This is a genomic window from Kitasatospora cathayae, assembly GCF_027627435.1.
Taxonomy (GTDB): domain Bacteria; phylum Actinomycetota; class Actinomycetes; order Streptomycetales; family Streptomycetaceae; genus Kitasatospora; species Kitasatospora cathayae.
The window spans coordinates 4,493,620-4,517,758 of record NZ_CP115450.1 but is presented as its reverse complement, the minus strand read 5'-3'; the positions used below and the strand labels follow the sequence as shown (position 1 = coordinate 4,517,758).

Annotated in this window: 20 protein-coding genes and 2 pseudogenes; 5 read left to right on the top strand and 17 right to left on the bottom strand. The window is 73.6% G+C overall.

Annotated features, from left to right (window positions below; all coding sequences use genetic code 11):
- Positions 1–85 precede the first annotated feature (85 nt).
- Complete coding sequence (locus tag O1G21_RS20040) at positions 86–907, top strand: maleylpyruvate isomerase family mycothiol-dependent enzyme (protein WP_270145746.1); 822 nt, start codon at positions 86–88, stop codon at positions 905–907.
- Positions 908–1,075: 168 nt separating this feature from the next.
- Complete coding sequence (locus O1G21_RS20035) at positions 1,076–1,930, top strand: BRO-N domain-containing protein (RefSeq protein ID WP_270145745.1); 855 nt, start codon at positions 1,076–1,078, stop codon at positions 1,928–1,930.
- 58 nt (positions 1,931–1,988) lie between these two features.
- Here O1G21_RS20035 and O1G21_RS20030 read toward each other — a convergent pair whose 3' ends face one another.
- From O1G21_RS20030 to pdhA, 6 genes are all read right to left on the bottom strand, one after another.
- Positions 1,989–3,350 carry an MFS transporter gene (locus O1G21_RS20030; RefSeq protein ID WP_270145744.1) on the bottom strand — a complete coding sequence of 454 codons (1,362 nt, stop codon included), beginning with the start codon at positions 3,348–3,350 and terminating at the stop codon, positions 1,989–1,991.
- Positions 3,351–3,409: 59 nt separating this feature from the next.
- The gene (locus O1G21_RS20025; protein WP_270145742.1) at positions 3,410–4,642 is read right to left on the bottom strand and encodes a M64 family metallopeptidase; all 1,233 of its coding nucleotides are present in this window, start codon (positions 4,640–4,642) and stop codon (positions 3,410–3,412) included.
- Positions 4,643–4,786: 144 nt separating this feature from the next.
- Positions 4,787–6,031, bottom strand: a complete 1,245-nt coding sequence (locus O1G21_RS20020) for a benzoate/H(+) symporter BenE family transporter (protein WP_270145740.1) — start codon at positions 6,029–6,031, stop codon at positions 4,787–4,789.
- A gap of 142 nt (positions 6,032–6,173) precedes the next feature.
- Entirely contained in the window at positions 6,174–7,607 is a 1,434-nt protein-coding gene (locus O1G21_RS20015) for a dihydrolipoamide acetyltransferase family protein (RefSeq protein ID WP_270145738.1), read from the bottom strand.
- A 15-nt stretch (positions 7,608–7,622) separates the two neighbouring features.
- Positions 7,623–8,597 carry an alpha-ketoacid dehydrogenase subunit beta gene (locus O1G21_RS20010; protein ID WP_405000681.1) on the bottom strand — a complete coding sequence of 325 codons (975 nt, stop codon included), beginning with the start codon at positions 8,595–8,597 and terminating at the stop codon, positions 7,623–7,625.
- Entirely contained in the window at positions 8,597–9,751 is a 1,155-nt protein-coding gene (pdhA, locus tag O1G21_RS20005) for a pyruvate dehydrogenase (acetyl-transferring) E1 component subunit alpha (protein ID WP_405000680.1), read from the bottom strand. The genes O1G21_RS20010 and pdhA overlap by 1 nt, the downstream gene beginning before the upstream one ends.
- A gap of 425 nt (positions 9,752–10,176) precedes the next feature.
- On the opposite strand from pdhA, the gene O1G21_RS20000 reads away from it, so the two are divergent.
- Positions 10,177–10,836, top strand: coding sequence for a response regulator (locus O1G21_RS20000; protein ID WP_270145735.1), 660 nt, complete (start codon positions 10,177–10,179; stop codon positions 10,834–10,836).
- Between the two features lie 66 nt (positions 10,837–10,902).
- Positions 10,903–12,003 (top strand): phosphotransferase enzyme family protein, encoded by a 1,101-nt coding sequence (locus O1G21_RS19995; protein WP_270145734.1) that lies wholly within the window; start codon positions 10,903–10,905, stop codon positions 12,001–12,003.
- A gap of 4 nt (positions 12,004–12,007) precedes the next feature.
- On the opposite strand, the gene O1G21_RS19990 is transcribed toward O1G21_RS19995, so the two are convergent.
- From O1G21_RS19990 to O1G21_RS19945, 10 genes and pseudogenes are all read right to left on the bottom strand, one after another.
- Positions 12,008–13,747, bottom strand: a complete 1,740-nt coding sequence (locus O1G21_RS19990) for a protein kinase domain-containing protein (protein ID WP_270145733.1) — start codon at positions 13,745–13,747, stop codon at positions 12,008–12,010.
- Between the two features lie 112 nt (positions 13,748–13,859).
- Entirely contained in the window at positions 13,860–15,263 is a 1,404-nt protein-coding gene (locus tag O1G21_RS19985; RefSeq protein WP_270145732.1) for a protein kinase domain-containing protein, read from the bottom strand.
- Between the two features lie 281 nt (positions 15,264–15,544).
- Complete coding sequence (locus O1G21_RS19980; protein ID WP_270145731.1) at positions 15,545–16,159, bottom strand: bacterial proteasome activator family protein; 615 nt, start codon at positions 16,157–16,159, stop codon at positions 15,545–15,547.
- 265 nt (positions 16,160–16,424) lie between these two features.
- Positions 16,425–17,222: a hypothetical protein gene (locus tag O1G21_RS19975; protein WP_270145730.1), complete on the bottom strand. Its 798-nt coding sequence runs from the start codon at positions 17,220–17,222 to the stop codon at positions 16,425–16,427.
- A gap of 117 nt (positions 17,223–17,339) precedes the next feature.
- The gene (locus O1G21_RS19970; RefSeq protein ID WP_270145729.1) at positions 17,340–18,317 is read right to left on the bottom strand and encodes an NAD(P)H-quinone oxidoreductase; all 978 of its coding nucleotides are present in this window, start codon (positions 18,315–18,317) and stop codon (positions 17,340–17,342) included.
- 211 nt (positions 18,318–18,528) lie between these two features.
- Positions 18,529–19,737, bottom strand: coding sequence for a molybdopterin molybdotransferase MoeA (locus O1G21_RS19965; protein WP_405000679.1), 1,209 nt, complete (start codon positions 19,735–19,737; stop codon positions 18,529–18,531).
- Positions 19,734–20,015, bottom strand: a pseudogene (locus O1G21_RS19960) (DUF6457 domain-containing protein); the annotation flags it as partial. The pseudogene O1G21_RS19960 and the gene O1G21_RS19965, both read right to left, overlap by 4 nt.
- Positions 20,016–20,257: 242 nt before the next feature.
- Positions 20,258–20,836: pseudogene (mobA, locus tag O1G21_RS19955) on the bottom strand (molybdenum cofactor guanylyltransferase); the annotation flags it as partial.
- Positions 20,837–20,853: 17 nt separating this feature from the next.
- Positions 20,854–21,819 (bottom strand): MBL fold metallo-hydrolase, encoded by a 966-nt coding sequence (locus O1G21_RS19950; protein WP_270145728.1) that lies wholly within the window; start codon positions 21,817–21,819, stop codon positions 20,854–20,856.
- Between the two features lie 109 nt (positions 21,820–21,928).
- Entirely contained in the window at positions 21,929–22,576 is a 648-nt protein-coding gene (locus O1G21_RS19945; RefSeq protein WP_270145727.1) for an FMN-dependent NADH-azoreductase, read from the bottom strand.
- A gap of 102 nt (positions 22,577–22,678) precedes the next feature.
- Between O1G21_RS19945 and O1G21_RS19940 the strand changes: the two genes are divergently transcribed.
- A complete protein-coding gene (locus O1G21_RS19940; protein ID WP_270145726.1) occupies positions 22,679–23,089 on the top strand; it encodes a winged helix-turn-helix transcriptional regulator in 411 nt (136 codons plus the stop codon).
- A gap of 96 nt (positions 23,090–23,185) precedes the next feature.
- Here the strand turns inward: O1G21_RS19940 and O1G21_RS19935 are convergent, their stop codons facing one another.
- Entirely contained in the window at positions 23,186–23,953 is a 768-nt protein-coding gene (locus O1G21_RS19935) for a polyprenol monophosphomannose synthase (protein ID WP_270145725.1), read from the bottom strand.
- Positions 23,954–24,139 lie beyond the last annotated feature (186 nt).

The following is a 24,139-nucleotide window of genomic DNA, read 5'->3' as shown; positions in this document are numbered from 1 at the left end:
TGTGCGCCCGGAAGCCGGACATCCCGGCCGACCGCGACGGCCGGGCGCGGAGCGTAGGAAAGCTGACGGAGGGCCGGAGATTCCCGTGACGGACAACCAGACCGTGCAGGCTTACACCGAGGCGTGGACGCAGAGCGTCGAGTCCATATCGGAGCTGGTCGCCCCCCTCCCCGAAGGCTCCTGGAACCGGGCCACCGAGTGCCCCGGCTGGTCGGTCCGGGACGTCATCTCGCACGTGATCGCGGTCGAGTCCGAGCTGCTCGGCGACCCGCGCCCGATCCACTCGCTGCCGCGTGACCTTCGCCACGTGACCACCGAGTTCGCCCGCTACGTCGAACTGCCGGTCGACAAGCGCCGCTGCCACACCGCGCTGGAGATGACCAGCGAGCTGGAGTACACGATCATCCGTCGCTCCCGCGCGCTCCGGAACGCCAAGCAGACGCCCGGGGAACCGGTGCGCTCGCCGGCCGGGCCGCTGGCCAGGGACATCCCCTACCACGAGCTGCTGCGCCTGCGGGCCTTCGACGTCTGGGTGCACGAGCAGGACCTGCGCCGGGCCCTGGACACCCCCGGCAACCTGGACGCCCCCGGCGCGCTGGTCGCCCGGGACTTCCTGCTGGCGCTGCTGCCCAAGGCCGTCGCCCGCCAGGCCGGCGCCCCGGCCGGGACGACGCTGGTGGTCGACGTGACCGGCCCGGTGGAGTTCCTGCGCACCGTGCGGGTGGACTCCACCGGCCGCGGCAGCGTGGACGAGTCGATCAGCCTGGCCCCCGACGTCCAGCTCACCATGGGCTGGGAGACCTACGTCCGGCTCGCCTGCGGCCGCGGCCGGCCAGGCCCGGTGAGCGTCGAGGGCGACAAGGAGCTGGCCGAGCGGGTGCTCGCCAACTTCTCCGTCACCATCTGAGGTCCATCGGCGCGCACGACGCGCACCACCCGGCGTACACGCACGACCGTGCGCCGGGTCGGCACCACTCGTGCATCCATGCGTCAACCCCGCATCAGCCACCTCACCTGTTCGGCCTCGTTACTCCGGGCAGTCATGCCGTCACCCGGATGAAGGAGGAGCGTCCTGATGGACGACGAACAGGGACAGCAGGAAGAGATGGTGCTGGTGCGGTCGAGCTTCCCGGTCACGGGGCAGCCGATCCGCGTCGTGATGATCGACGGGGAGCCGTGGTTCGTCACGGCGGACGTGTGTCGGGTGCTGGGCCGAAAGAACCCGGCCGATGCCCTCAAGAGGCTGGAGGATCGCCAGCACCGCACCGTCGACATGCGGTTCGTAACCATCGCCAAAAGCGATGGTTACGGCGACTCCGCAGGTCAGAAACTGTACGGCCGTGGGAATCCATTCCTGCGCGTGGTGAGTGAGGCGGGGCTCTACTCGCTGCTGATGAGGTCCAACAAGACGTCCTCGAAACCGTTCAGGGACTGGGTCACCGAAGAGCTGCTCCCGTCCATCCGCCGAGGGGACACCGACATCCCGACCCAGCAGCGGCGGATGGCGGAGACCCTGGCCGAGGCGATCGGCCAGCGGGTGCGGATCGTCGCGGAGATCGACCACGAGGACTGGCCCGGCCTGACCGTCCACTCGGACGGGACGGTCCACTGCCGGCACGGGGAGATGGTCCTTCACCTGCCGAGCCGGGAGGAGGACAGCGGACCGCCGTTCGGCGCGTACTTCGCCTGCCCGGGCGGGGAGCGGGTCGGGATCCGCGGCAGCCGGGTCGTCCCGGGCTGCCCGAAGCTGAAGCTGGCGGACCTGATCCGCCTCCGAGAAGCAGCAACTGAGCAACCGCAGCCAGTGGTCCGCCCAGCTCCGTCACCGACCGTGCCTCCGGAGGGCACTGTTCTCTGCCTCATTGACCGGGTCCAGCTCTACGGTCGACCACCAGAAATCACCGAAGTCCTCCGCGGCCTCGGGTTGTAGCATTCGGCCAACCATCACTTTCAGTGATAGTTGGCCGAATTTCCGCAGGTCGGAAGCCCTATGCGCCGGCCGCAGCGACCTTCCGCCGGAGCCGCAGGATCATCAGCGTCCCCACCGCCAGCGGCACGTACTGCCAGCAGAACGCCCAGCGGAAGGCGGTGGCCGAGTACACCTCGGCGCCGGCCGGGGAGAGGGCGTCCAGGAGCACCCCGATGCCGAGGAGGGTGACCATCGTGCCGATGAAGCCGCCCATGTTGACGAGCCCGGAGGCGGTGCCGAGCCGCTCGGCCGGATTGCGGGAGCGTGCGTAGTCCAGGCCGACCAGCGAGGCCGGGCCGTTGCTGCCCATGACCAGGATGATCCCGACCAGTAGCCACATCGGCGGGTGTCCGCCGGGCCAGGCCAGGACGAGCGCCCAGCCGAGGCCGGTGGTGGCGATGACGGTGAGCACGATGGGCATCCGGGCCCGCGCCGAGCGGGAGAGCAGCCGGCCGAAGAGGAACCCGCAGCTCATGTTGGAGAGCACCAGCAGGGTCAGCAGCCCGCCCGCCTCACCCCGGGACATGCCCTGGGCCTCGACCAGGTAGGGCATGCCCCAGAGCAGGGCGAAGGCGTTGCCGGGGAACTGGGTGGTGAAGTGGATCCACAGGCCCAGCCGGGTGCCCGGCTCCCGCCAGCAGTCGAGGACCTGCCGTCGGACCTTGGGGCGGGCGGCCGGCGGGTCGACCGGTCGTACGGCGGCCACCGGCGCGTCCTTGAGGAACAGCGCGACCAGCGCGAACACCGCCACGCCGAGCAGCGCGATCGCCGTGAAGGTGGGCGTCCAGCCCTCGCTGTGCAGCGCCTGGGCGAGCACCACGGTGGTGACCAGGTTGCCGCCCATCCCGGCCAGGCCGGTCAGCTGGGCGACGAACGGGTTCCTGGCCGCCGGGAACCACCGGGCGGCTATCCGCAGCACGCTGATGAAGGTCATCGCGTCGCCGCAGCCGAGCACCGCCCGGGAGGCCAGCGCCGGGCCGAAGGAGGAGCTGAAGGCGAAGGCCAGCTGGCCGGTGCTCAGCAGCAGCACGCCGAGCAGCAGCACCCGGCGCGGTCCGAACCGGTCGACCAGCAGGCCGACCGGGACCTGCATGGCCGCGTAGACCAGCACCTGGAGGATCGAGAAGGTGGACAGCGCCGAGGCGCCGATGCCGAAGCGCTCGGCGGCGTCCAGTCCGGCCACCCCGAGGCTGGTGCGGTGGATGACTGCCAGGACGTACACGCTGACGCCGATGGACCAGGCCAGCCAGGCCGCGCGCCCGCCGGGCGGGGCGGAAAGGTCGCCGCCGGCTACGGGAAGGGCGGCGGCCGGGGGCTCCGTGGTGGCTCGGGGAGCGGGTACGGACAGGGACGGGGCTGAACGAGCTGGCTCCACGGTCATAGTTCGTCCAGGTTAGTCATCCCATGATGGGAGGCCCAGCCTGGGGTGAGGACGGCCGCTCAGCCGGTGACCGTCCAGGACACCGACCTGGTCATGTAGCGGTCGCGGAAGGCCTCGTCCCGCACCCAGTCCGTGGTGTCCCGGACGGTCGCGGTGACGGTCGCCGTCCGGCCGGGGGCGAGGTCGAGCAGCGCGGTGTCCAGCGAGCCGCTGTCCGGGGCCTGCGTGGTGACCGGGACGCCGTCCACCTTCCAGTCCACCTTCAGCTGCCGGGAGCCGGTCAGCGGCACCGGCCGGACGTCCAGCCGGGGCCGCCCGGTGACCTCGCCGGGCGGCGGCGAGGGGACGTCGGTCGGCCGTACCTTGCGGTACAGCTCCTCGATGATCGCCTCGCGCGAGGGCAGGTTGTAGGCGCTGCCCAGGGTGCGCATCACCGAGTCGGGGGTGGGCCGGTAGAGGCCGTTGGCGCTGCGGTACGCCCCGACGGTGCCGGCGCCGTCCGGCGACACCGCGCCCAGCCAGCGCCACCACTTGGTCCGCTTCTTCCGCATGTCGTCGGCGTTGAGGGTGGAGAGGTTCGGGTAGTCGGCGTCGTCGGGGGCGCTGTCGTACTCGTCGCCGAGGTCCCCCACGGTGTGCCCGATCTCGTGCTGGATGATCCGCCCGGCGTCCGGGCTGCCCCCGGCCAGGGTGGTCACCCCGGTGCCCCCGGCGCCGCCGTACTCGGTCGAGTTGGCCAGCGCTATCAGGTACTGCGGCCCGGCGCCGTCCCCGGCGTAGCGGGCGGTGGCGCCCTCGTCGGCGCAGAGCAGCCGGGCGGTGCCCTCGCACCAGAAGTGCATGCCCAGCGGGGTGGCGAGGTTCCGGCTGCGGCTCTCGGTCTCGGCTATCCCGGAGACCGGGGAGACCACCTCGACCCGCCGTATGTTGAAGAACCCCTGGTAGGTGCGGAACGGCTCGATGTCCATCAGGGCGTGCCAGGTCTTATCGGCCTGTTGCCGGAACAGCTCCTGTTCGCCCGCGGTGTAGCCGTCGCCGAGCAGGACCAGGGTGATCCGGTTGGACGGGTCCCCCGTCCGGCGTATGTCGAAGGTCGGGGCGGCCGCGGGAATTCGCTGGTCGGCGCGGAGCGCGCTGTGCGGGGGCACCGCCCGGTCGACGGGGATGCCCGGCCCGATCACGCCGAACGGCGAGGGGCTGACCAGCTCCAGGGCGGCCGGGAGCACGGCGGTGGACACCAGGACGAGGGCGGGCAGACTCCGGACGAGACGGCCAGGCTTGCCAGCAGGCATACGGGTGCGTCCTCGGGGTTCCGGTCACCCGGTGTCGCCCGGGTGGTGGAGCGGAGACGTACCCGGACCGGCGTGTCGCCCCTACCGGCGGACGAAAATGTCACCGGCCTGGCCGAACGATCCACATCATCCCGGTCATACCAATCAATCTTCTCGCCCACCGCGGGGGCGCTTCCCCAGGTCCAGCAGGAGGTGGGTGCCGAGCCCGAAGAGCAGCCCCCAGAAGGCCGAGCCGATGCCGAACAGGCTCATCCCCGAGGCGCTCGCCAGGAAGGTCACCACCGCCGCGTCCCGCCCGCGCTCCTCGGCGACCGCCGCCGCCAGGCTGCCCTGCAGCGAGGCCAGCAGCGCGACCCCGGCGATCACCGCGATCAGCTCCTTCGGCAGCCCGGTGAACAGGCTCACCAGCACCCCGCCGAAGCTGCCCACCAGCACGTACCCCGCGCCCGAGGACATCCCCGCGACGTACCGGCGGCGCGGGTCCGGGTGGGCCTCCGGGCCCGAGCAGATCGCCGCGGTGATCGCGGCCAGGTTCACCCCGGGCGAGCCGAACGGCGCCATCAGCAGCGACATCGCGCCGGTGGAGCCGATCAGCAGCCGGTCGTCCGCCCGGTAGCCGAAGGCCCGCATCACCCCGAGGCCCGGGGCGTTCTGCGAGGCCAGTACGACGATGGTGAGCGGCAGCGCCAGCCCCACCACCGCGGACCAGGAGAAGGCCGGCGCCGTCAGCACCGGCACGGTCGGCCCGCCCGCGCCCGGGTGCAGCGGCAGCCCGACGGTGAGCGCCGCCAGCACCCCGCCGACCAGCAGTGCGACCGGCACGGCGTACCGGGGCGCGTACCGCTTGGCCAGCAGGAAGGCCGCGAAGCTGCCCACCACCAGCACCGGCGCGCTGTGCACCGCGCCGAAGATCCCGGCGCCGAAGGAGAACAGGATGCCCGCCAGCATCGCGTTCACGATCCCCACCGGCACCGCCGCGATCAGCCGGCCGAACCAGCCGGTCACCCCGAACAGCGTCACCACCGCCGCGCTCACCAGGAACGCCCCGATCGCCTCCCGGTACGGGTAGTCGCCCAGGCTGGTCACCAGCAGTGCGGCCCCCGGGGTGGACCAGGCGGTGACCACCGGCGTCCGGGTCCACCAGCTGAGCGCGAAGCCGCTCACCCCGCTGCCGATCGCCACCGCCCAGATCCAGGACGCGGTGTGCGCCGCGTCCAGCCGCCCGGCGGCGGCCGCCGCGAGCACCACCACCAGCGGCCCGGAGAAGGACACCGCGACGCAGACCAGCCCCGCCAGCAGCGCCGGCGCCGACACGTCCCCCCGCAGCGACCGACGTTCCCCGCCCTCGACCGCCGTCTTCTCCGGTCTGATCGTCAGTTCATCCGTCATTCCGGCAGTATCGCGAAACCGCTCGTCGGACGTCGCCGGAAAAGGCTCTCCGTACCCGTCCCCCGCGGGCGGGTACGACGGAAGGGGCCCCGCTCCGCACGACGGGGCGGGGCGGGGCCCCTTCCCCGGTGCTACCCGACGGTCAGCCCCAGGTGATCAGGCGCTTCGGGAACTCCAGCAGACCGGCGATGTCGGCCAGCACCTTGGAGCCCAACTCCCCGTCCACCAGCCGGTGGTCGAAGGAGAGCGCGAGCGTGGTCACCTGGCGCGGGACCACCTTGCCCTTGTGCACCCACGGCAGCTCCCGGACCGCGCCGAAGGCCAGGATGGCCGCCTCGCCGGGGTTGAGGATCGGGGTGCCGGTGTCGACGCCGAAGACGCCGACGTTGGTGATGGTGACCGTGCCGCCCTGCATGTCGGCCGGCGAGGTCTTGCCCTGGCGCGCGGTCTCGACCAGCTCGCCGAGCGAAGTGGCCAGGCCGGCAAGGGTCTTGGACCCGGCGTCCTTGATGTTCGGGACGATCAGGCCGCGCGGGGTGGCCGCGGCGATGCCGAGGTTCACCTGGCCCTTGACCACGATCTCCTGGGCCGCCTCGTCCCACTGGGCGTTGATCTCCGGGTGGCGCTTGATCGCCACCAGCAGCGCCTTGGCGACCAGCAGCAGCGGGCTGACCCGGACGTCCCGGCCCAGCTCGCCGCTCTCCTTGAGCTTGCGGACGAACTTCATCGTGCGGGTCACGTCGACCTGGACGAACTCGGTGACGTGCGGGGCGGTGAAGGCCGAGGCCACCATCGCCTGGGCGGTCGCCTTGCGGACGCCCTTGATCGGCACCCGGACGTCGCCCGCGCCGAGCACCGGCGCCGGGGCCACGGCGGCCTCGGCCGCCTCGACCACGACCGGCTCGACGGCCGGGGCCGCCGGAGCGGCCTGGGCCGCGGCGTAGGCGTGCAGGTCCTCGCGGGTGATCACGCCGTCCGGGCCGGTCGGGGTGACGACCCGCAGGTCGATGCCGAGGTCCTTGGCCAGCTTGCGCACCGGCGGCTTGGCCAACGGCCGTGCGCCGACCGGCACTTCGGCCACCGGGGCGACCGGGGCCGGAGCCACCGGGGCCGGGGCGACCGGAGCGGGCTTCGGCGCGGTGGCCGTCGCCGTGGTGGTGGTCGTCCGCCGGGCCCGGCGCTGGGCGGTGCCGGTGCGCGGGCCGTAGCCGACCAGCACCTCCCGGCGCTCCGGCTCGGCCTCGGCGGCCGGCGCCGGAGCGGCAGGGACGGCGGCAGCGGCGGGCGCCGGCGCGGCGGCCGGAGCGGCCCCCGCCTCCCCGGCCACCGCCACCGAGATGATCACGGTGCCGACGTCGACCGTCGCGCCCTCGGGGAAGAAGAGCTGCTCGACGACCCCGTTGAACGGGATCGGCAGCTCCACCGCCGCCTTGGCGGTCTCCACCTCGCACACGACCTGCCCGTCGGTGACGGTGTCACCGGGCTTGACGTACCAGCTGAGGATCTCGGCCTCGGTGAGGCCCTCGCCCACGTCGGGCATCTTGAACTCGCGGAGCGAGCGAACTTCGGTGGTCATCTACGCTCCCCGGGATCAGTACGCGAGCGCGCGGTCGACGGCGTCGAGCACGCGGTCCAGGTCGGGGAGGAAGGCCTCCTCGACCCGGGACGGCGGGTACGGCGCGTAGTAGCCGCCGACCCGCAGGACCGGTGCCTCCAGGTGGTAGAAGCACCGCTCGGTGAGCCGGGCGGCCAGCTCGGCGCCCATGCCCAGGAAGACCGGCGCCTCGTGCACCACGACGGCCCGACCGGTGCGCTTGACCGACTCCTCCAGGGTGGTGAAGTCCACCGGGGAGAGCGAGCGCAGGTCGACGACCTCCAGCCGGCGGCCGTCCTCCTCGGCGGCCGCGGCGGCCTCCAGGCAGACCTTGACCATCGGGCCGTACGCGATCAGCGTCGCGTCGGTGCCGGGGCGGACGATCCGGGCGTCGTGCAGCCCCAGGTCGGCGGCGGCGCCGACCTCGCCCTTGTCCCAGTAACGCCGCTTGGGCTCCAGGAAGATGACCGGGTCATCGGACTCGATGGCCTGGCGCAGCATCCAGTGCGCGTCGTGCGCGTTGGACGGGGTGACCACCCGCAGACCGGCGGTGTGCGCGAAGTACGCCTCGTGCGACTCGCTGTGGTGCTCGACCGCGCCGATTCCACCCGCGTAGGGGATGCGCACGGTGACCGGCATCTTGACGTGGCCCAGCGCACGGGCGTGCATCTTGGCCAGCTGGGAGACGATCTGGTCGAAGGCCGGGTAGACGAAACCGTCGAACTGGATCTCCACCACCGGGCGGTAGCCGCGCAGTGCGAGGCCGATCGCGGTGCCCATGATGCCGGACTCGGCCAGCGGGCTGTCGATCACCCGGTCCTCGCCGAAGTCCTTCTGCAGGCCGTCGGTGATCCGGAAGACGCCGCCGAGCTTGCCGATGTCCTCGCCCATCAGGAGGGTCTTCGGGTCGTTCTCGAGCGACTTGCGCAGCGCCTCGTTGAGCGCCTTGGCGATGCTCAGCTGACCGGCCATCAGTGGTTCTCCCCCGCCTCGAAGGAGGCCGCGTACTCGACGTACTCGGCCCGTTCCTCATCGACCAGCGCGTGCGGCTCGCTGTACACGTGGTCGAAGATCAGCGTCGGGTCCGGGTCCGGCATGCTGCGCACGCCCTCGCGCACCCGCAGCCCCAGCTGCTCGCTCTCGGCGTCGACGGCGGCGAAGAACTCCTCGTCCGCCAGGCCCTCCTTCTCCAGGAGGGTGCGCAGCCGCAGGATCGGGTCCTTGGCCTTCCAGGCCTCGGTCTCCTCGGCGAGCCGGTAGCGGGTCGGGTCGTCGGAGGTGGTGTGCGCGCCCATCCGGTAGGTGAAGGCCTCGATCAGCACCGGGCCGTTGCCGCTGCGGGCGTGGTCGAGCGCCCAGCGGGTGACCGCGAGGCAGGCCAGCACGTCGTTGCCGTCGACCCGGACGCCCGGGAAGCCGAAGCCGGAGGCACGGCGGTACAGCGGGATCTTGGTCTGGGTGGTGGTGGGCTCGGAGATCGCCCACTGGTTGTTCTGGCAGAAGAACACCACCGGGGCGTTGTAGACCGAGGCGAAGGTGAAGGCCTCGTTGACGTCGCCCTGGCTGGAGGCGCCGTCGCCGAAGTACGCGATCACCGCGTCGTCGGCGCCGTCCTTGGTGATGCCCATCGCGTAGCCGGTGGCGTGCAGGGTCTGCGCGCCGATCACGATGGTGTAGAGGTGGAAGTTCTTCTCGTTCGGGTCCCAGCCGCCGTGGTTCACGCCGCGGAACATGCCGAGCAGGTTCAGCGGGTCGACGTCGCGGCACCAGGCCACGCCGTGCTCGCGGTAGGTCGGGAAGGCGTAGTCACCGGTGCGCATGGCCCGGCCGGAGCCGACCTGGGCGGCCTCCTGGCCGAGCAGCGAGGCCCACAGGCCCAGCTCGCCCTGGCGCTGGAGGGCGGTCGCCTCGCCGTCGAACCGGCGTACCAGCACCAGGTCGCGGTAGAGGGAGCGCAGTTCCTCCGGCGTGGTGGTGAGGGGGTAGTCCGGGTGCTCGACCCGCTCGCCTTCCGGCGTGAGCAGCTGTACGAGCTCCGGCTGGGCGTCCGTCCCCGTGGCGCGGAGGGTGTCAGGGACAGCGGGGGCCGCCTTCTTGCGAGCCCTCGCCGTGCTTTTGACGGTCACGTTCACTCCTCGGTCTGTCCGGCCGCCCGGGGTCGCCGGTGACCGGTCCGGTCACCGCCTCGCGGGGCGCGCGTGGGTGTGCGCACCTACTGCGTGGCAGGTGGTGATCCTGTTCCGACGGCGTCCCTCACGAGAACGTTACCCAGCGTCCGCCCTTGGCGCGCTTGCGCTAGGACGTCCTACTTGTTCAGGGCCTACAACCCCGAGGGTGCCGCGTACGGCTCGCCGTCGGAAGGGTGGGGGTGACGGTCGGCGTGACGCAGCTCTCAATTCGAGCGCCTTCAGGACACCAGCGCACGTTATCCGGGCGGAAGCCCGTACGTAAGGGGGTTCTCGGTATCGGTTTCGGCGACCGTGGCCGGATCACGCCTTCACGCCGCTGCGAACGATAGGCCTCGTGTGCGGTGATATGGGAGGCTTTGGGCGTGACTGATAACGGACAAATCAGGGTGTTCCTGCTCGACGATCACGAGGTCGTCCGACGGGGCGTGCACGATCTGCTCTCGGTCGAGGACGACATCGAGATCGTCGGCGAGGCCGGCACGGCCGCCGAGGCGCTCACCCGGATCCCCGCGGTCCACCCCGACGTCGCGGTGCTCGACGTCCGGCTGCCGGACGGCAACGGGGTCGAGGTCTGCCGGGAGATCCGCTCCCGGCTGCCCGAGATCAAGTGCCTGATGCTGACCTCGTTCTCGGACGACGAAGCGCTGTTCGACTCGATCATGGCGGGCGCCTCCGGCTACGTCCTGAAGGCGATCCGCGGCACCGACCTGATCGCCGCCGTCCGGGACGTCGCGGCCGGCCGCTCGCTGCTCGACCCGGTCGCCACCAGCCGGGTGCTCGCCCGGCTGCGCGACGGCGGCGAGAAGGAGGACGAACGGCTGGCCCAGCTCACCAAGCAGGAGCGCCGGATCCTCGACCTGATCGGCGAGGGGATGACCAACCGTCAGATCGGCAACGAGTTGCACCTGGCCGAGAAGACGGTGAAGAACTACGTCTCCAGTCTGCTCGCCAAGATGGGCATGGAGCGGCGCACCCAGGCGGCGGCGTACGTGGCGCGGCACCAGGCCGACCACCAGTACTGACCGGGCCCTTTTCACATCCCTGACGGTTTGTCAAGGGCCCCCACCAAGGGGCCATAACCTCTGCACGTGACTTTCAGCCAGACCCTCGCCTGCGCCCCGGCCCGCCCCGACCTCTCCGCCCCGCCGATGGGGACCCTCAGTCCACCCGTCCCGCGCAGCGCACTCACCGAGGTCCTGGCCCGCTTCCGGGTGGGAGGGCTGCTGACCGCCGAACCGGTCGCCGAAGGCCTGCTCAACCGGGGCTACCGGGTCACCACCGAGGCCGGTGCGTACTTCCTGAAGTGCTACGTCGACGCCGCCACCGCCAACCGCCCGAAGATCCTCGCCCACCACCGCGCCATGACCGACCTGGACGCCCTGGGACTGCCCGTGGCACCCCCGCTGAGCTGCGCCGACGGCGGCGGGACGGTGGCCGGCCGGGACGGCCGGCTGTTCGCGCTGTTCCCCTGGGTCGATGGCCGACACCGACACGGTACGGAGCTCGGACCGTCGCGGTGCGACGCCCTCGGCGCGCTGCTCGGCCGGCTGCACGGCGCGCTCGACGACGTCTGCGCCCCCCTCGAACAGCCTGCCGGCTACCGCAGCGCCGACCCCCTCGACAGCGCCGAACTCGCCCGCGACCTGCGGCGCCGCGCCCGCGAGCACCGCCCGTACGGCGAGCTGGACGCCCTGGTCGAACAGCGGCTCGAGGAACGGCTGGAACTGCTCGCCGAACACGCCCACCGCCGCCCCGACCCGCTCGCCGCCCCGCCCACCGGCTGGACCCACGGCGACTTCCACGGCCTCAACCTGCTGTACGCAGGGGGCCCGGACGGCGAACGGGTCGCCGCGGTGCTCGACTGGGACAAGCTCGGCCCGCAGCCGCGCGCCGAGGAGGCCGTGCGCGCCGCCACCCTGCTCTTCAACGACCGGACCACCGGCACCCTCGACCTGGTCCGGGTCCGCCGCTACTCACAGGCCTACCGGGCCTCCGGTGCCGCCACCGCCGAGCACCTGGCCGCGGCCGTCCACCGGGTCTGGTGGGAGCGGCTGAACGACTTCTGGATGCTGCAGTGGCGCTACCAGCGGGCCGACCACCGGGCCGACCCGCTCTACCCCGCCTCGGCGGGCCAGTTGGCGTGGTGGTGCCAGGAGTACGAGCAGGTCCTGGACGCCTTCGCCAACTGACCGGTCAGCCGCTGGCGGGCAGCGTCGCCCCGCCCACGCCCCCGCCGCCACCGGCCGGCTTCGAGGGTGTCGCCGGCTTCGGGGTGGACGAGCTGCCGCCGTCGCCCGCCGGTGCGGACGGCGACGAGCTCGCCTCGCCGGTCGCCGTCGCGGTGTGGGTGGCGGTCGGCGTCGGCGTCGGGCTGGCGGTGTGCCCCCGGCCCGGACTCGGCGACGGCGACACGTTGTTGCCGCCACCGCCCCCGCTCCACCCGTACGACCCGTTGTCGGTCGGCTGCGGCGGCCGCCGACTACCGGCTGCCGAGGACGGCGGCTGGGTCAGCTGCCCGTTGTTCTGGGTCGGCGTGGTCGTCTCGGTGCTGCTGACCACCGGGGCGGGCGTCGGGGGCGTGATGCGGTTCGTGGTGCCGCCACCGTCGCTGAGCGCGAAGGCGATCCCGGCCCCGGCCGCGACCAGCACGGCGATCCCGCCGGCCACCCAGCCCCACGGCCCGCGCCGCCGGCCGCCGTCCCCGCTGTGGTCGTCCTCGCCGCCACCGCCGTAACCGCCGCCGGGCCCCTGGTAGGGCGAGGGGCTGTGCTGGCCGCCCGCCGAGTACGGCAGCACCGAGGTCTGGTCACCGGCGCCGACGACCGCGCCGAAGGCCTGGGTGGCCGCCGTCTGGTCCGGCCGGAGCACCTGGGTGGCCCCGGTGTCGCCGGGCATCCCGGTCCCGGCGCCGACCCAGCCGGCGCCGGCCGCGCCGTGCATCTCGCGCAGCGCGTGCTGCAGGTGGGCGCGGAACTCGTCGGCGTCCTGGAAGCGGTCGTCCGGGTTCTTGGCGAGCGAGCGCAGCACCAGCGGGTCCAGGCCGACCGGCACCCGGCTGTTGACCTGCGAGGGCGGCACCGGCGGGTCCTGGACGTGCTGGTAGACCACCGAGAGCGGGGTGTCGCCGGTGAACGGCGGGCGCAGCGTGAGCAGCTCGTAGAGCATGCAGCCGGCCGCGTACAGGTCGGAGCGGTGGTCGACCGGCTTGCCGAGCGCCTGCTCGGGCGACAGGTACTGCGGGGTGCCCATGACCATGCCGGTCTGGGTCATCGTGGTGGCCCCGCCGGTCAGCGCCCGGGCGATGCCGAAGTCCATCACCTTGACCGCGCCGGTGGTGGTGATGCTCACGTTGGCGGGCTTGATGTCGCGGTGCACGATGCCGTTCCGGTGGCTGTAGGCCAGCGCCTCCAGCACCCCGGCGATGATGATCAGCGCCTGGTCGACCGGCGGCGCCTCCTCGTCCACCAGCAGCTCGCGGACGGTCCGGCCCTCGACCAGCTCCATCACGATGTACGGCGTGGACTCGTCCCCGACGTACTCCTCGCCGGTGTCGTAGACCGCGACGATCGCGTGGTGGTTCAGCGCCGCGACGGCGTGCGCCTCGCGCGTGAAGCGCAGCCGGGCGACGTCGTCCTGCGCCAGTTCGCCGCGCAGCAGCTTGACCGCGACGGTGCGGCCCAGCCGCACGTCCTCGGCGGCGAAGACCTCGGCCATGCCGCCGCGGCCGAGCCGGTGGGTCAGCCGGTAGCGGCCGTCACCGACCGTGCCCAGCGGCACCCCGCGGCCCGGCGTGTGCGGTCCGCCGGCCCCGCCGAACGGCGGCAGCGCGGAGGTCGCGGCTTCGCTGCCCGGCTCGGGGATCCTCGGCGTGCCGCCGGTCCGTCCGACCGCTCGGGCACCCGCCTCGTCGTCCGGCTGCTGCGTCTGTGCCATCGCTCCTCGCCCCGGGCGTTCGCTCGGATCGCGGTGCCCTGTCGCTTACGTATCCCCGAACGCTACCGCTTCCGGCGCGCAGGCGTGACACGCGCGGAGCGGCGGGAAACCGTCAGAGCGGACCGTTCCGGTCGGCCTGCGGGTCCACCACCACGACCGCGGCCGGCCGCTCGGAGTGGAACTTGGTGCTGCTGGTGGAGTCCTTCGCCTTGTTGACCACGATCGCGATGATGATGCCCGCCAGCACCAGCACGCCCACGATGATCGCGATCACCACGAAGGCCGTGGAGCAGCCGCCGCTGTTGGGCTTCGGCTGCTGGTACGGCGGCATCGGCTGCGGGCGCGGGGTGTGCATCGGCGGCCGCTGCCCCCCTTGCTGGAGGAACTGCGGCTGCGGCGTGTGCGGGGCCTGCGGACGCGGGGTCTGGTAGGCGGGCGGCGGGGTCTGGTACTGCGGCTGCTGCGGGAACGGGTGCGGAGTCTGCGGGTGCGGCGTCTGGTAGGCGGGCGGCGGGGTCTGGTACTGCGGCTGCTGCGCCTGGAACGGATGCGGGGTCTGCGGCGCGGCGTGCGCCGAGAGCGGCCCCTCCCTGATCACCAGCGGGGAGCTGGCCTGCAGCGCGTGCCCGCCGCCACCCTTCAGCTCCGCGATCAGCCGCTCCGCCTCGTCCCGCATCGCGGCCGCGCTCTGGAAGCGGTGCGCCGGGTCCTTGCGCAGCGCCTGCGCCACGTAGGCGTCCACGGCCGGGGTGACCGAGCGGTTGAGGCTCGAGGGCGCCGGCGGCTCCTCCTGGACGTGCTTGTAGGCGATCGAGAAGGCCGAGTCGCCGTCGAAGACCAGCTGGCCGGTGAGCATCTCGAAGAGCATCACGCCGACCGAGTACAGGTCGGAGCGGGCGTCCACCGGCTTGCCGAGCGCCTGCTCGGGCGAGAGGTACTGCGGGGTGCCGACCACCATGCCGGTCTGGGTCATCGAGGTGACGCCGGATTCCAGCGCCCGGGCGATGCCGAAGTCCATGACCTTGACGTTGCCCTTGCGGTCGAACATGACGTTGCCGGGCTTGATGTCGCGGTGCACCAGGCCCATGTCGTGCGAGGCCTCCAGTGCGTTCAGCACGCCGACGGTGACCTTCAGGGCGTCCTCGGTCGGCACCGCCCCGTGCTGGGCGACCGCCTCGTTGATCGTCTCGCGCAGGCCCTTGCCGTCGATCAGCTGCATGACGATGTACGGCGTGCTGGAGCCGTCCGGGGCGATGTCCTCGCCGCTGTCGTACACCGTGACGATGTTCGGGTGCTCCAGCCGGGCCACGGCCTGGGCCTCGCGGCGGAACCGCTCCTTGAACGAGTCGTCCCGGCCCAGCTCGCTGTGCATGCTCTTCAGCGCGACCTGCCGGTCCAGCACGCTGTCGTACGCGAGGTGCACGGAGGCCATGCCGCCCTCGCCCAGCAGCCGCTGCAGCACATAGCGGCCGTTGCCCAGGGAGAAGCCCTCGACCGCGTTGCCGTGCTCGCTCATGGTCCTCTGCTCCCCCTCGGCGCGGTGGTGCTGCCGCGACCGTGACGTCGGTCTCGTCCGTACGTGGTGGGCCCGGCCCGCTGGCCCGGCGATCCCCTGTCGCGGCGGGTCGACCGGCCAGCGACAGGGGTCAGGGTATCGGCTTCCGCCGACGGTGATCGGTCCAGGGCCGATCCTGGCCCCGGACCGTCGGCGCCGTCCTGCGGCGGTGCGGTCCGGGGCGGATCGTCGTGGTACGTCCGGCCCCGGTGGCGGGCCGGGGGCCTACAGGGCCGGGCGGCTTACAGGTACGGGCCGGACCGGATGCCCCGGCCCTGGCCCGGCTCCTCCTCGTCCGGCTCGCCGCCGTGCAAACCGGGCGGCAGCGCGCGCCGCATCTGTTCCAGCTGCGCCCGCGCGGCCATCTGCTGGGCGAACAGGGCGGTCTGGATGCCGTGGAACAGGCCCTCCAGCCAACCCACCAGCTGGGCCTGGGCGATCCGCAGCTCGGCCTCGGTCGGGATGCTGTCCTCGGTGAACGGCAGCGAGAGCCGCTCCAGCTCGGCGACCAGCTCCGGGGCCAGCCCGAGCTCCAGCTCCTTGATCGAACTGGCGTGGATGTCCTTCAGCCGGGCCCGGCTGGCCTCGTCGAGGGGCGCCGCCCGCACCTCCTCCAGCAGCTGCTTGATCATGCTGCCGATGCGCATGACCTTGGCGGGCTGCTCGACCATCTCGGTCACCGGGAGCTCGCGGGGCACGTCCGCCTCGTCGTCCCCCTCCATCGTTGCCCCGGCGAACCCCTGGCCCACGGGCAGCCCGTCCGGTCCGACGATCAGCACCTTCTGGCCGTCCTGCGACTGCCCGCCGGCGGCCCGGAAGGGCTCCTGCGACGAGCGCTCGTTCATCGGATTCGTCATGAACAACATTCTCTCTCACTGGGGTTGGTCGGGCGGAAGCCCCCGTTCGTCCCGCCGGCCTGCGCCACCCGGGACGACGGTACGCCTCCGCGGCCCGCCCGGGAATCCGTACGGGTACTCAGTTCCCGGGCCGCCCCGACCGTCTGGCCGACGCCGCGCCGCGCGCACGGCATCGCAGAACCCACGCCGAACCCGGCTCGCCCCGCCCCGGAACTCCCACCGGATCTCCACAGCGCGCGCCACCGGGTGCGCCCGTCGCCGGGGCTCAGCCCTTCCGCAGCCGCAGGCCGATCAGACCCAGGCCGCAGCCGATCAGACCCAGACCCACGCCCAGCGGCAGCTGGAGGGTGGACGGGTCCTGCCAGCGGGCGGGCAGGACGGCCGGGACGGCCGCAACTGCCACGGGTTGGCCGGAGGCCGTCGTGACGGTGCCGGTGCCCTGGACGGCGGCGGGAGCCGATGCGTCCGGCGCGCCCGAGTCCGAGTCCGAGTCCGCGCCCGGGTCCGGCTGGTCGGCCGGGACACCCTGGTCCTGGGCCTGCTCGGGCGGCTGCTCGACGGCCTGGTCCTGGGCCTGCTCGGGCGGCTGCTCGACGGCCTGGTCCTGGGCCTGGTCTGGCGCTTGGTCGGGTGCCTGGTCGGGGGCCTGGTCGGGCGCCCGACCGGGCCACTGGTCCGGCACCCGGCGCACGGCCGTGTCCGGGCGCTCCGGCGCCGAGGCCGGGCGGCGGTGGTGGTGGTGGTGCGTCCACAGTTCGGTGAGGTCCGGGCGCAGCCGGTTGGGCACGGAGCGCCGCGGCGGCGCCGCGTTGGGCGACGGGGCGATGGCCTCGGGCTGGGAGGTCCGCTCGTCGGAACCGGGAGCCGGGGAGTCCGCCGCCGGCGCCGAGGCGCTCGGCGACGGGTCAGCCGGCGACGGGTCCGCCGGCGCCGCGGTCGCGGCGGCGAGCGGGAGCGTCAGTCCCAGCACGGCCGCCGCGAGCAGCCGCTGGGAACGGCGGCTACGACGGTGGTGCGGCGCGGCGGGCAGGGGCCCGAGGACGTCGTGCGGAGATGCGGCCACGGTCGAGTCCTTCCGACGGCCGACCGCGCCCGGGGGCGGGGTCGGCGGCGGGACAGCTCCGGACCAGCCTCACACAATCCGACAATCACGGCATTTCGAGCCCCTGCGCGGCGCCGCTCAGGCCGTCAGCACGACCTTCCCGACCTGCTCCCCCGCCTCCAGCACCCGGTGCGCCTCGGCGGCGGCGGTCAGCGGCAGCACCCGGTCCACCACCGGCTTCACCACCCCGGACTCGACCAGCGGCCACACGTGCTCCCGCACCGCCGCCACGATCGCCGCCTTCTCCGCCAGTGGCCGACCGCGCAGGTTGGTGGCGATCACCGCGGCCCGCTTGCGCAGCAGCGCGTTGAGGTCGAGCTCGCCCTTCACCCCGCCCTGCAGCCCGATGATCACCAGCCGCCCGTTGACCGCCAGCGCGTCCACGTTCCGCTGCAGGTACCTGGCGCCCATGATGTCCAGGATCACGTCCGCGCCGGCCCCGTCGGTGGCCTCCCGGAGCGCCTCGACGAAGTCCTGCTCGCGGTAGTTGATCGCGATGTCCGCGCCCAGCTCGGTGCACCGGGCCAGCTTCTCCGCGCTGCCCGCCGTCACCGCGACCCGCGCGCCGACCGCCTTGGCCAGCTGGATCCCCATCGTCCCGATCCCGCTCGCGCCGCCGTGCAGCAGCACCGTCTCGCCCGGCCGCAGGTGGGCGGTGAGGAAGACGTTGGACCACACCGTGGAGGCCACCTCCGGCAGCGCCGCGGCCTGCTCCGGGCCCATCCCCTTCGGCAGCGGCAGCAGCTGCCCGCTCGGCACCGCGACCCGCTGCGCGTAGCCGCCGCCGGCCAGCAGGGCGCACACCTCGTCGCCGACCGCCCAGCCGGCCACGCCCGGCCCGAGCGCGACGATCCGCCCGGCGCACTCCAGCCCCGGGTAGGGCGAGGCGCCGGGCGGCGGGTTGTAGGAGCCCTGCCGCTGGAGCAGATCGGCACGGTTGACGGCGGTGGCCGCCACCTCGACCAGGACCTCGCCCTCGCCGGGCACCGGGTCGGGCACCTCGGCCCACACCAGTGCCTCGGGGCCGCCGGGTACGGGAATCGTCATCGCATGCATGCCCCGAACCTACTGCGCCTCACGGCAGTTCGTGAGTCAGGCCTCGCCCCGGTCGGTGGACTTGCTGACGATCACCCGGTCGGTGAGCCGCAGCACGGCCGGTCGCGGTGGTGCGCGGCCGGCGGGTGCCCGACTACGACGAACCGGAGGCCGTCCTCGCACTCCCGCGGACCGTGCCCGGCCTTCGGCCGGGGGTGCCCCCGGCGCGCGCTCACGGCGCCTCCACCAGCTCGACGGCCTCCCCCGCTGCCGCGCCGCCGGGCGGGATCACGGCCAACGCCTCGGCCCGGGCGAGGCCGCGCAGCATCGCGGGCCCGTCGAAGGCGAGCGGCACGACGCCCTCGGCGGTGCGCCGCACCGGCTGCAGCCGGGTGTCCACCGGATGTCCGGGCAACACGACGGCCGCCGGGGCGAGCGCGGGGCCGACGGCGGCCCGCCCGCCGCGGGCGTGCAGCAGCGGCAGGGCGAGCGTGACCATCCCGGCGGCGGCGGCCAGCGGGTTGCCCGGCAGGCCCACCAGGTGGCGTCCGCCGGGGAGTTCGGCCAGCAGCATGGGGTGGCCGGGCCGGACGGCCACGCCGTCGACCAGCAGTCTGGCGCCGACCTCGGCGAGCGCCCGGTGCAGGAAGTCCACCGGGCCGGCGGCCGTGCCTCCGGTGGTGATCACGACGTCGGCGGTCGAGTGCCGCAGGGCGTCCCGCAGCAGCCCGAAGTCGTCCCGGACGCACCGGACTTCGGCCACCTCGGCGCCGACCGCCCGCAGCCAGGGCGGCAGCAGCGGGCCGAGCGCGTCCCGCACCAGCCCCGGGCCGGGGATCCCGCGGTCGAGCAACTCGTCGCCCAGCACCAGCAGTTGGACCACCGGACGGCGGCGCACGGCGAGCCGGTCGTGACCGCAGGCGGCGGCCAGGCCGAGCACCGCCGGCCCGACCACCGTCCCGGCGGGCAGCAACTCCTCGCCGCGGCGGCACTCCTGGCCGCGCGGGCGGACGTCCTGGCCGGTGGTCAGCTGCTGCGGACCGCGGTCGCGCAGCAGCGTGCCCTCCGCCCGGCCGTGCTCGCGGCGCAGTACGGCGGTGGCGCCGGGCGGCAGTTGGGCGCCGGTGGCGATCTCGACGGCGCTGCCGTCGGCCAATGGCGGCACCTCGGTGCGACCGGCCAGCACCCGCCCGGCGACCCGCCACGGCCCGGGCCCGGCCACCGCCCAGCCGTCCATCGCGGAGGTGTCGAAGGCGGGCAGGTCGGTCAGCGCGCCGAGCGGTTCGGCGAGGACGTGCCCGAGCGCCTCGGCCAGCGGCAGCCCGACCACCGGCAGCGGGCGAAGGCCGGCGCCGCGCGCGGTCTCCCGGGCGCGCGACCAGCTCAGCACGCCGGGACCGGTGGACGAGGCGGCCGCGCTGGTCTGTCCGACCGCGCTCACGGCCCCTCCGGGCCGTCGACCGGCTTCCACCCCTCGGCGAGCGCCGTGGTCCGCCGGGCCGCCTCGGCGACGGCCTCCGCCCCGCCGCCCTGCTGGGCGGCCGCGTAGCCGATCAGGAAGGCCGTCAGCGGCGCGGCCGGCCGGGCCACTCCGTGCGCGACCACCCGGGCCATGTCGAGCAGTCCCCGGACGTCCACGTCCAGGTCGATGCCCAGGTCGGCCTTGACCTCGGCGATCCAGTCTTCCAGCGTGCGCTCCATGCGCCCATGCTGCCCGATCAGCGGTTTCCCCGGAGTGTTCACCCCGTGTGCGGCGCGCGTCGTCTCCCTCACGGCCCGGGGGCGGGCCCGGTGAGATCCCCGCCCCGACGCCTGGTCACCGGCACCCTCCGCCGCCCGGCCCGGACCGCCGAGCGCGCCGGAACCGCCGGGCGCCCCCGGCCCCACCCACGACGGCCGCGATCTCCCGCGCTCCCACCCCGAGCGACCGCGCACCCGTCACCTCCGACCGGCGCTCAGGGCCGCTCCCGCTCCCTCGCCTGCTCCAGGTCCTCCCAGGTGTCGCAGTCGTACGCGACGTTGTCCGTGTCGGCCACCCGCAGCCGGTTCAGCCCGCCGACGAGACGGCGCAGCGGCTGCCCGGCCGGGTCGCCGAGCGCGGCCAGCGCGGCGCGCAACGCGGTGGTGCGGTAGGCGGCGGTGAGCGGCTGGTCGCGCCCGCCGGCGTCGACCAGTACGGCGGCGTCCGCGTGGGCCCCGGTCCCGTCGAGGGCGGACGCCAGCCGCTCCACCGTCCGCCGGTCGAGGAAGGGCAGGTCGGCGGCGAGCAGCAGCACGGTGTCCGCGGTGACCAGCTCGAGTCCCGCCGCGACGGCGGCGACCGGCCCGCCGCCGGGCGGCCGCTCCCTGGTCCAGCGGACGCCCTCGCGCACGGTCGGCCGCGCCGGGCCGACCACGACGGTGGTCCGGGCGCCCGCGCACGCGGCGAGCACCCGGTCCAGCAGGGTGGTCTCCCCCACGGTCAGGCCGGGTTTGTCGGCCCCGCCGAGCCTCCGGGCCGCGCCGCCCGCCGGAACGATCACGTCGTACGGCGTCGCCATGAGGCCAGTATCCCGCCCTACCCGGCGGCGCCGTCCTCTCCGCCCTCCCGGTCCGCTCCGGGCTCCGCGGAGGCGGCCGGGGCGGTGTTCGCGGCCGCGCCCAGGTGCAGGAAGGACGGCAGGGTCAGTTCCCCGTACCGCTCGTTCATCGCCGTGATCAGTGCCTCCGGGTCGTCCGGGTGCTCGGCGAGCAGCCGGTCGAAGTCCCGCAGGTACTCCCCGGTGAAGGCGAGCACCCGGGCGGCGTCGTCGCCCTGTTCGGGGGCGCGGTGCCCGGCGATGACCCGGTCGACGCCGAGGTCGGCGATCCGGCCGAGGTTGTGGCCCCAGGTGGTGCGCTGGGCCGGGGTGGTGTCGGCGGTCCACAGGTGGGTGCCGTTGCCGGCGAAGTCCCCGGCGATCACGGTCCGGATGCTGGGCACGTGGACGACCGTGGACTCCCCGCAGTCGGCCTGGCCGAGCAGCAGCACCGGGATGACCTGGCGGTCGAGCATCAGCGGCTGCGGCAGCAGCGGGGAGGGGATCAGCGGGTGGTCCGGGATGTCGTCGCCGTAGACCGGCTTCCACTGGGCGACCTTGGCCGCGACGGTGCGCCGGATGCCCTCGACCACCGCCGGTGCGGCCAGCAGCTGGGCGTCCGGGAAGAGCTTCAGCACCTCCTCGGCGCCGAAGTAGTGGTCGGGGTGCTGGTGGGTGACCACGATGGCGAGCAGCCGACGGCCCTTGCCCGCGACCCACTCGGCCAGTTCGCGCCCGGCGCTGCGGGTGAGCTGGGCGTCCACCAGGATCGCGGTCCGCTCCCCGAGGATCAGCGTGGAGGTGGTGAAGAAGGCCGACTCGGGCCCGGTGAAGACGGCGACCTCGAGCGGCCGGGCCGTCTGCTCGGTCCGCTCCGCGTCGCCGGTGTCGTCGGCGGCGGCCGCGACGGGCTCGGCGTCCACCCCTTCCGCGCCGGCGTTCTCCTCGGGCGGGGACGACGTCACGGGATGCTCCCTCTGGTCGGCGGTCGGACTTCCTGCGCCCTACAGCATGGAAGTGCCGGCAGCCGATCGTGCGGAAGGCGCGCCCGGCGGGCGCGCCTTCGGACGCACGTCACACCGCGGCGCGGCCCGCGAGCTCCTTGGCCCGCCGAACGGCCTGCTCCAGGGCCCGGGCCTTGGACTCGGCGGCCGCCGGGATGAAGTCGGCCATCGCCGGGACGCTCGCCGCGAGGGTGAACTCCGGCACGATGAAGTCGACCTCCAGCCCGAGCATTCCGGTCAGCACCTTCTCCAGGTAGGTGGTGACGAACTCGTACGGCTCGCGCGGGGCGCCGGGCGCGTACGAGCCACCGCGGGAGGCGACCACGGTGACCGGGGTGCCCTTGGCGGAGGGCTCCTCGCCGGCGGTGCGGCCCATCAGGATCACGTGGTCGAGCCAGGCCTTGAGGGTCGACGGGATCGTGAAGTTGTACATCGGGGTGCCGATCAGCACGGCGTCGGCGGACTCCAGCTCGACCATCAGCTGCTCGCGCAGCGCGAAGGCGTCGCTCTGCTCGGCGGTGCGGGCCTCGGCCGGGGTGAAGCCGGCGGCGATGCCGTGGGCGTCCAGGTGCGGGACCGGCTCGGCGGCGAGGTCCCGGCGGATCACCGTGCCGTCGGGGTGCTCGGCCTGCCAGGCGGCCAGGAAGGCGGCCGTGACCTCGCGGGAGACGGAACCGTCGGCGAGCGCCGAGGAGTCGATGTGCAGGAGCGTGGGCATGGAGGACCTCCAGAGAAATAAGCAGCTGCTCTTTCCGCCGCAGCTGAAACTACCGTAGCAGCTTACTTTTCTTCAGTCACTAGCGTCGAGTACGCTGGTTGCATGGCCGAGCACGAAGCAGTCACCGACGCAGCCCCCACCGCCGTCGACGCGTGCACCACCGACCCCGGCCACGGCGCCTGCGTCAACGTCGACCTGGCTCTCAACCGGGTCTTCACCCTGCTCGGCAAGCGCTGGACCGGCATGCTGCTGGGCGTGCTCAACAACGGCGGTCCGGCCTACTTCTCCGAGCTGCGCCGCGCCGTCCCGGGCATCAGCGAGCGGATGCTCTCCGACCGGCTGACCGAGCTGACCGAGGCCGGACTGGTGGTCCGCGAGGTCGACCCCGGCCCCCCGCTGCGGGTCAGCTACCGGCTCACCGAGGGCGGCGTCGCCCTGAAGCCGGCCCTCACCGAACTGGCCCGCTGGGCCGACCGCTACCTGCCGGAGAGCGCCCTCAAGGGCGGCTGCTGACCGGCCCGACCCGGCCGCCGACCGACCGGCCCGGATACGCCGAAGGGCCCGCCCGCCGTTCCCGGCAGACGGGCCCTCGTCACGAGAACTCGGAACTCAGCGCTTCGCGGCGCCACCGCGCACGCGGGCCACCCGGTCGGCGATGCCCCAGGAGGTCACCCGCCAGAGCGCCTCGACCACGATGTTGCGGCTCATCTTGGAGGCGCCGAGCTCGCGCTCGACGAAGGTGATCGGCACCTCGGCGACCTTGAAGCCCGCCTTCACCGTGCGCCAGGCGAGGTCGACCTGGAAGCAGTACCCGGCCGAGGCCACCTCGTCCATGCCCAGGCCCAGCAGGGTCTCCTTGCGGAAGGCCCGGTAGCCGCCGGTGACGTCCCGGATCGGCACGCCCAGCATCAGCCGCGAGTACGTCGAGCCGCCGCGGGAGAGCAGCAGCCGCGACTTCGGCCAGTTCACCACCCGGCCGCCCGGCACCCAGCGCGAGCCGAGCACCAGGTCGGCGCCGCGCAGCGCGTTCAGCAGCCGGTCCAGTTCCTCGGGCTGGTGCGAGCCGTCCGCGTCCATCTCGACCAGGACGTCGTAGCCGTTGTCGATGCCCCAGCGGAAGCCCGCGAGGTAGGCGGCGCCCAGGCCCTCCTTGCCCTTGCGGTGCATGACGTGGACGTTGCCGTCCTCGGCGGCCAGCTTGTCGGCCAGCTCGCCGGTGCCGTCGGGGCTGTTGTCGTCGGCGACCAGCACGTGGGCCTCGGGCACCGAGGCCCGGACCCGGCCGACGATCCGCTGGACGTTCTCCGCCTCGTTGTAGGTCGGGATGATCACCAGGACCTTGCCGAGATCAGCAAAACTCTGCTGGTTCACGGTCACGTACAAACCTCTCGGCCGATGGCGGGGAGTGCCAGAACACCGTCGCCCACACTCTGGAACGCGGCCCCACCGGCAGCCCGCCGACGGGATGACCACGGTGGGGAAATGCTGCGGGGGGCGGAGACCACTGCGTCCTGGCATCCTACTACCGCGCCCGGGAACCGCCGGTCGGACCACGGCACTCCC

Coding starts and splice junctions, on each gene's coding strand:
- O1G21_RS19980 (WP_270145731.1), bottom strand. CDS start 16,159: ATGACGAATCCGATGAACGAGCGCTCGTCGCAGGAGCCCTTCCGGGCC.
- O1G21_RS20035 (WP_270145745.1), top strand. CDS start 1,076: ATGGACGACGAACAGGGACAGCAGGAAGAGATGGTGCTGGTGCGGTCG.
- O1G21_RS20015 (WP_270145738.1), bottom strand. CDS start 7,607: ATGACCACCGAAGTTCGCTCGCTCCGCGAGTTCAAGATGCCCGACGTG.
- O1G21_RS19985 (WP_270145732.1), bottom strand. CDS start 15,263: ATGAGCGAGCACGGCAACGCGGTCGAGGGCTTCTCCCTGGGCAACGGC.
- O1G21_RS20010 (WP_405000681.1), bottom strand. CDS start 8,597: ATGGCCGGTCAGCTGAGCATCGCCAAGGCGCTCAACGAGGCGCTGCGC.
- O1G21_RS20025 (WP_270145742.1), bottom strand. CDS start 4,642: ATGCCTGCTGGCAAGCCTGGCCGTCTCGTCCGGAGTCTGCCCGCCCTC.
- O1G21_RS19990 (WP_270145733.1), bottom strand. CDS start 13,747: ATGGCACAGACGCAGCAGCCGGACGACGAGGCGGGTGCCCGAGCGGTC.
- O1G21_RS20030 (WP_270145744.1), bottom strand. CDS start 3,350: ATGACCGTGGAGCCAGCTCGTTCAGCCCCGTCCCTGTCCGTACCCGCT.
- O1G21_RS19940 (WP_270145726.1), top strand. CDS start 22,679: ATGGCCGAGCACGAAGCAGTCACCGACGCAGCCCCCACCGCCGTCGAC.
- O1G21_RS20020 (WP_270145740.1), bottom strand. CDS start 6,031: ATGACGGATGAACTGACGATCAGACCGGAGAAGACGGCGGTCGAGGGC.
- O1G21_RS19970 (WP_270145729.1), bottom strand. CDS start 18,317: ATGCATGCGATGACGATTCCCGTACCCGGCGGCCCCGAGGCACTGGTG.
- O1G21_RS19945 (WP_270145727.1), bottom strand. CDS start 22,576: ATGCCCACGCTCCTGCACATCGACTCCTCGGCGCTCGCCGACGGTTCC.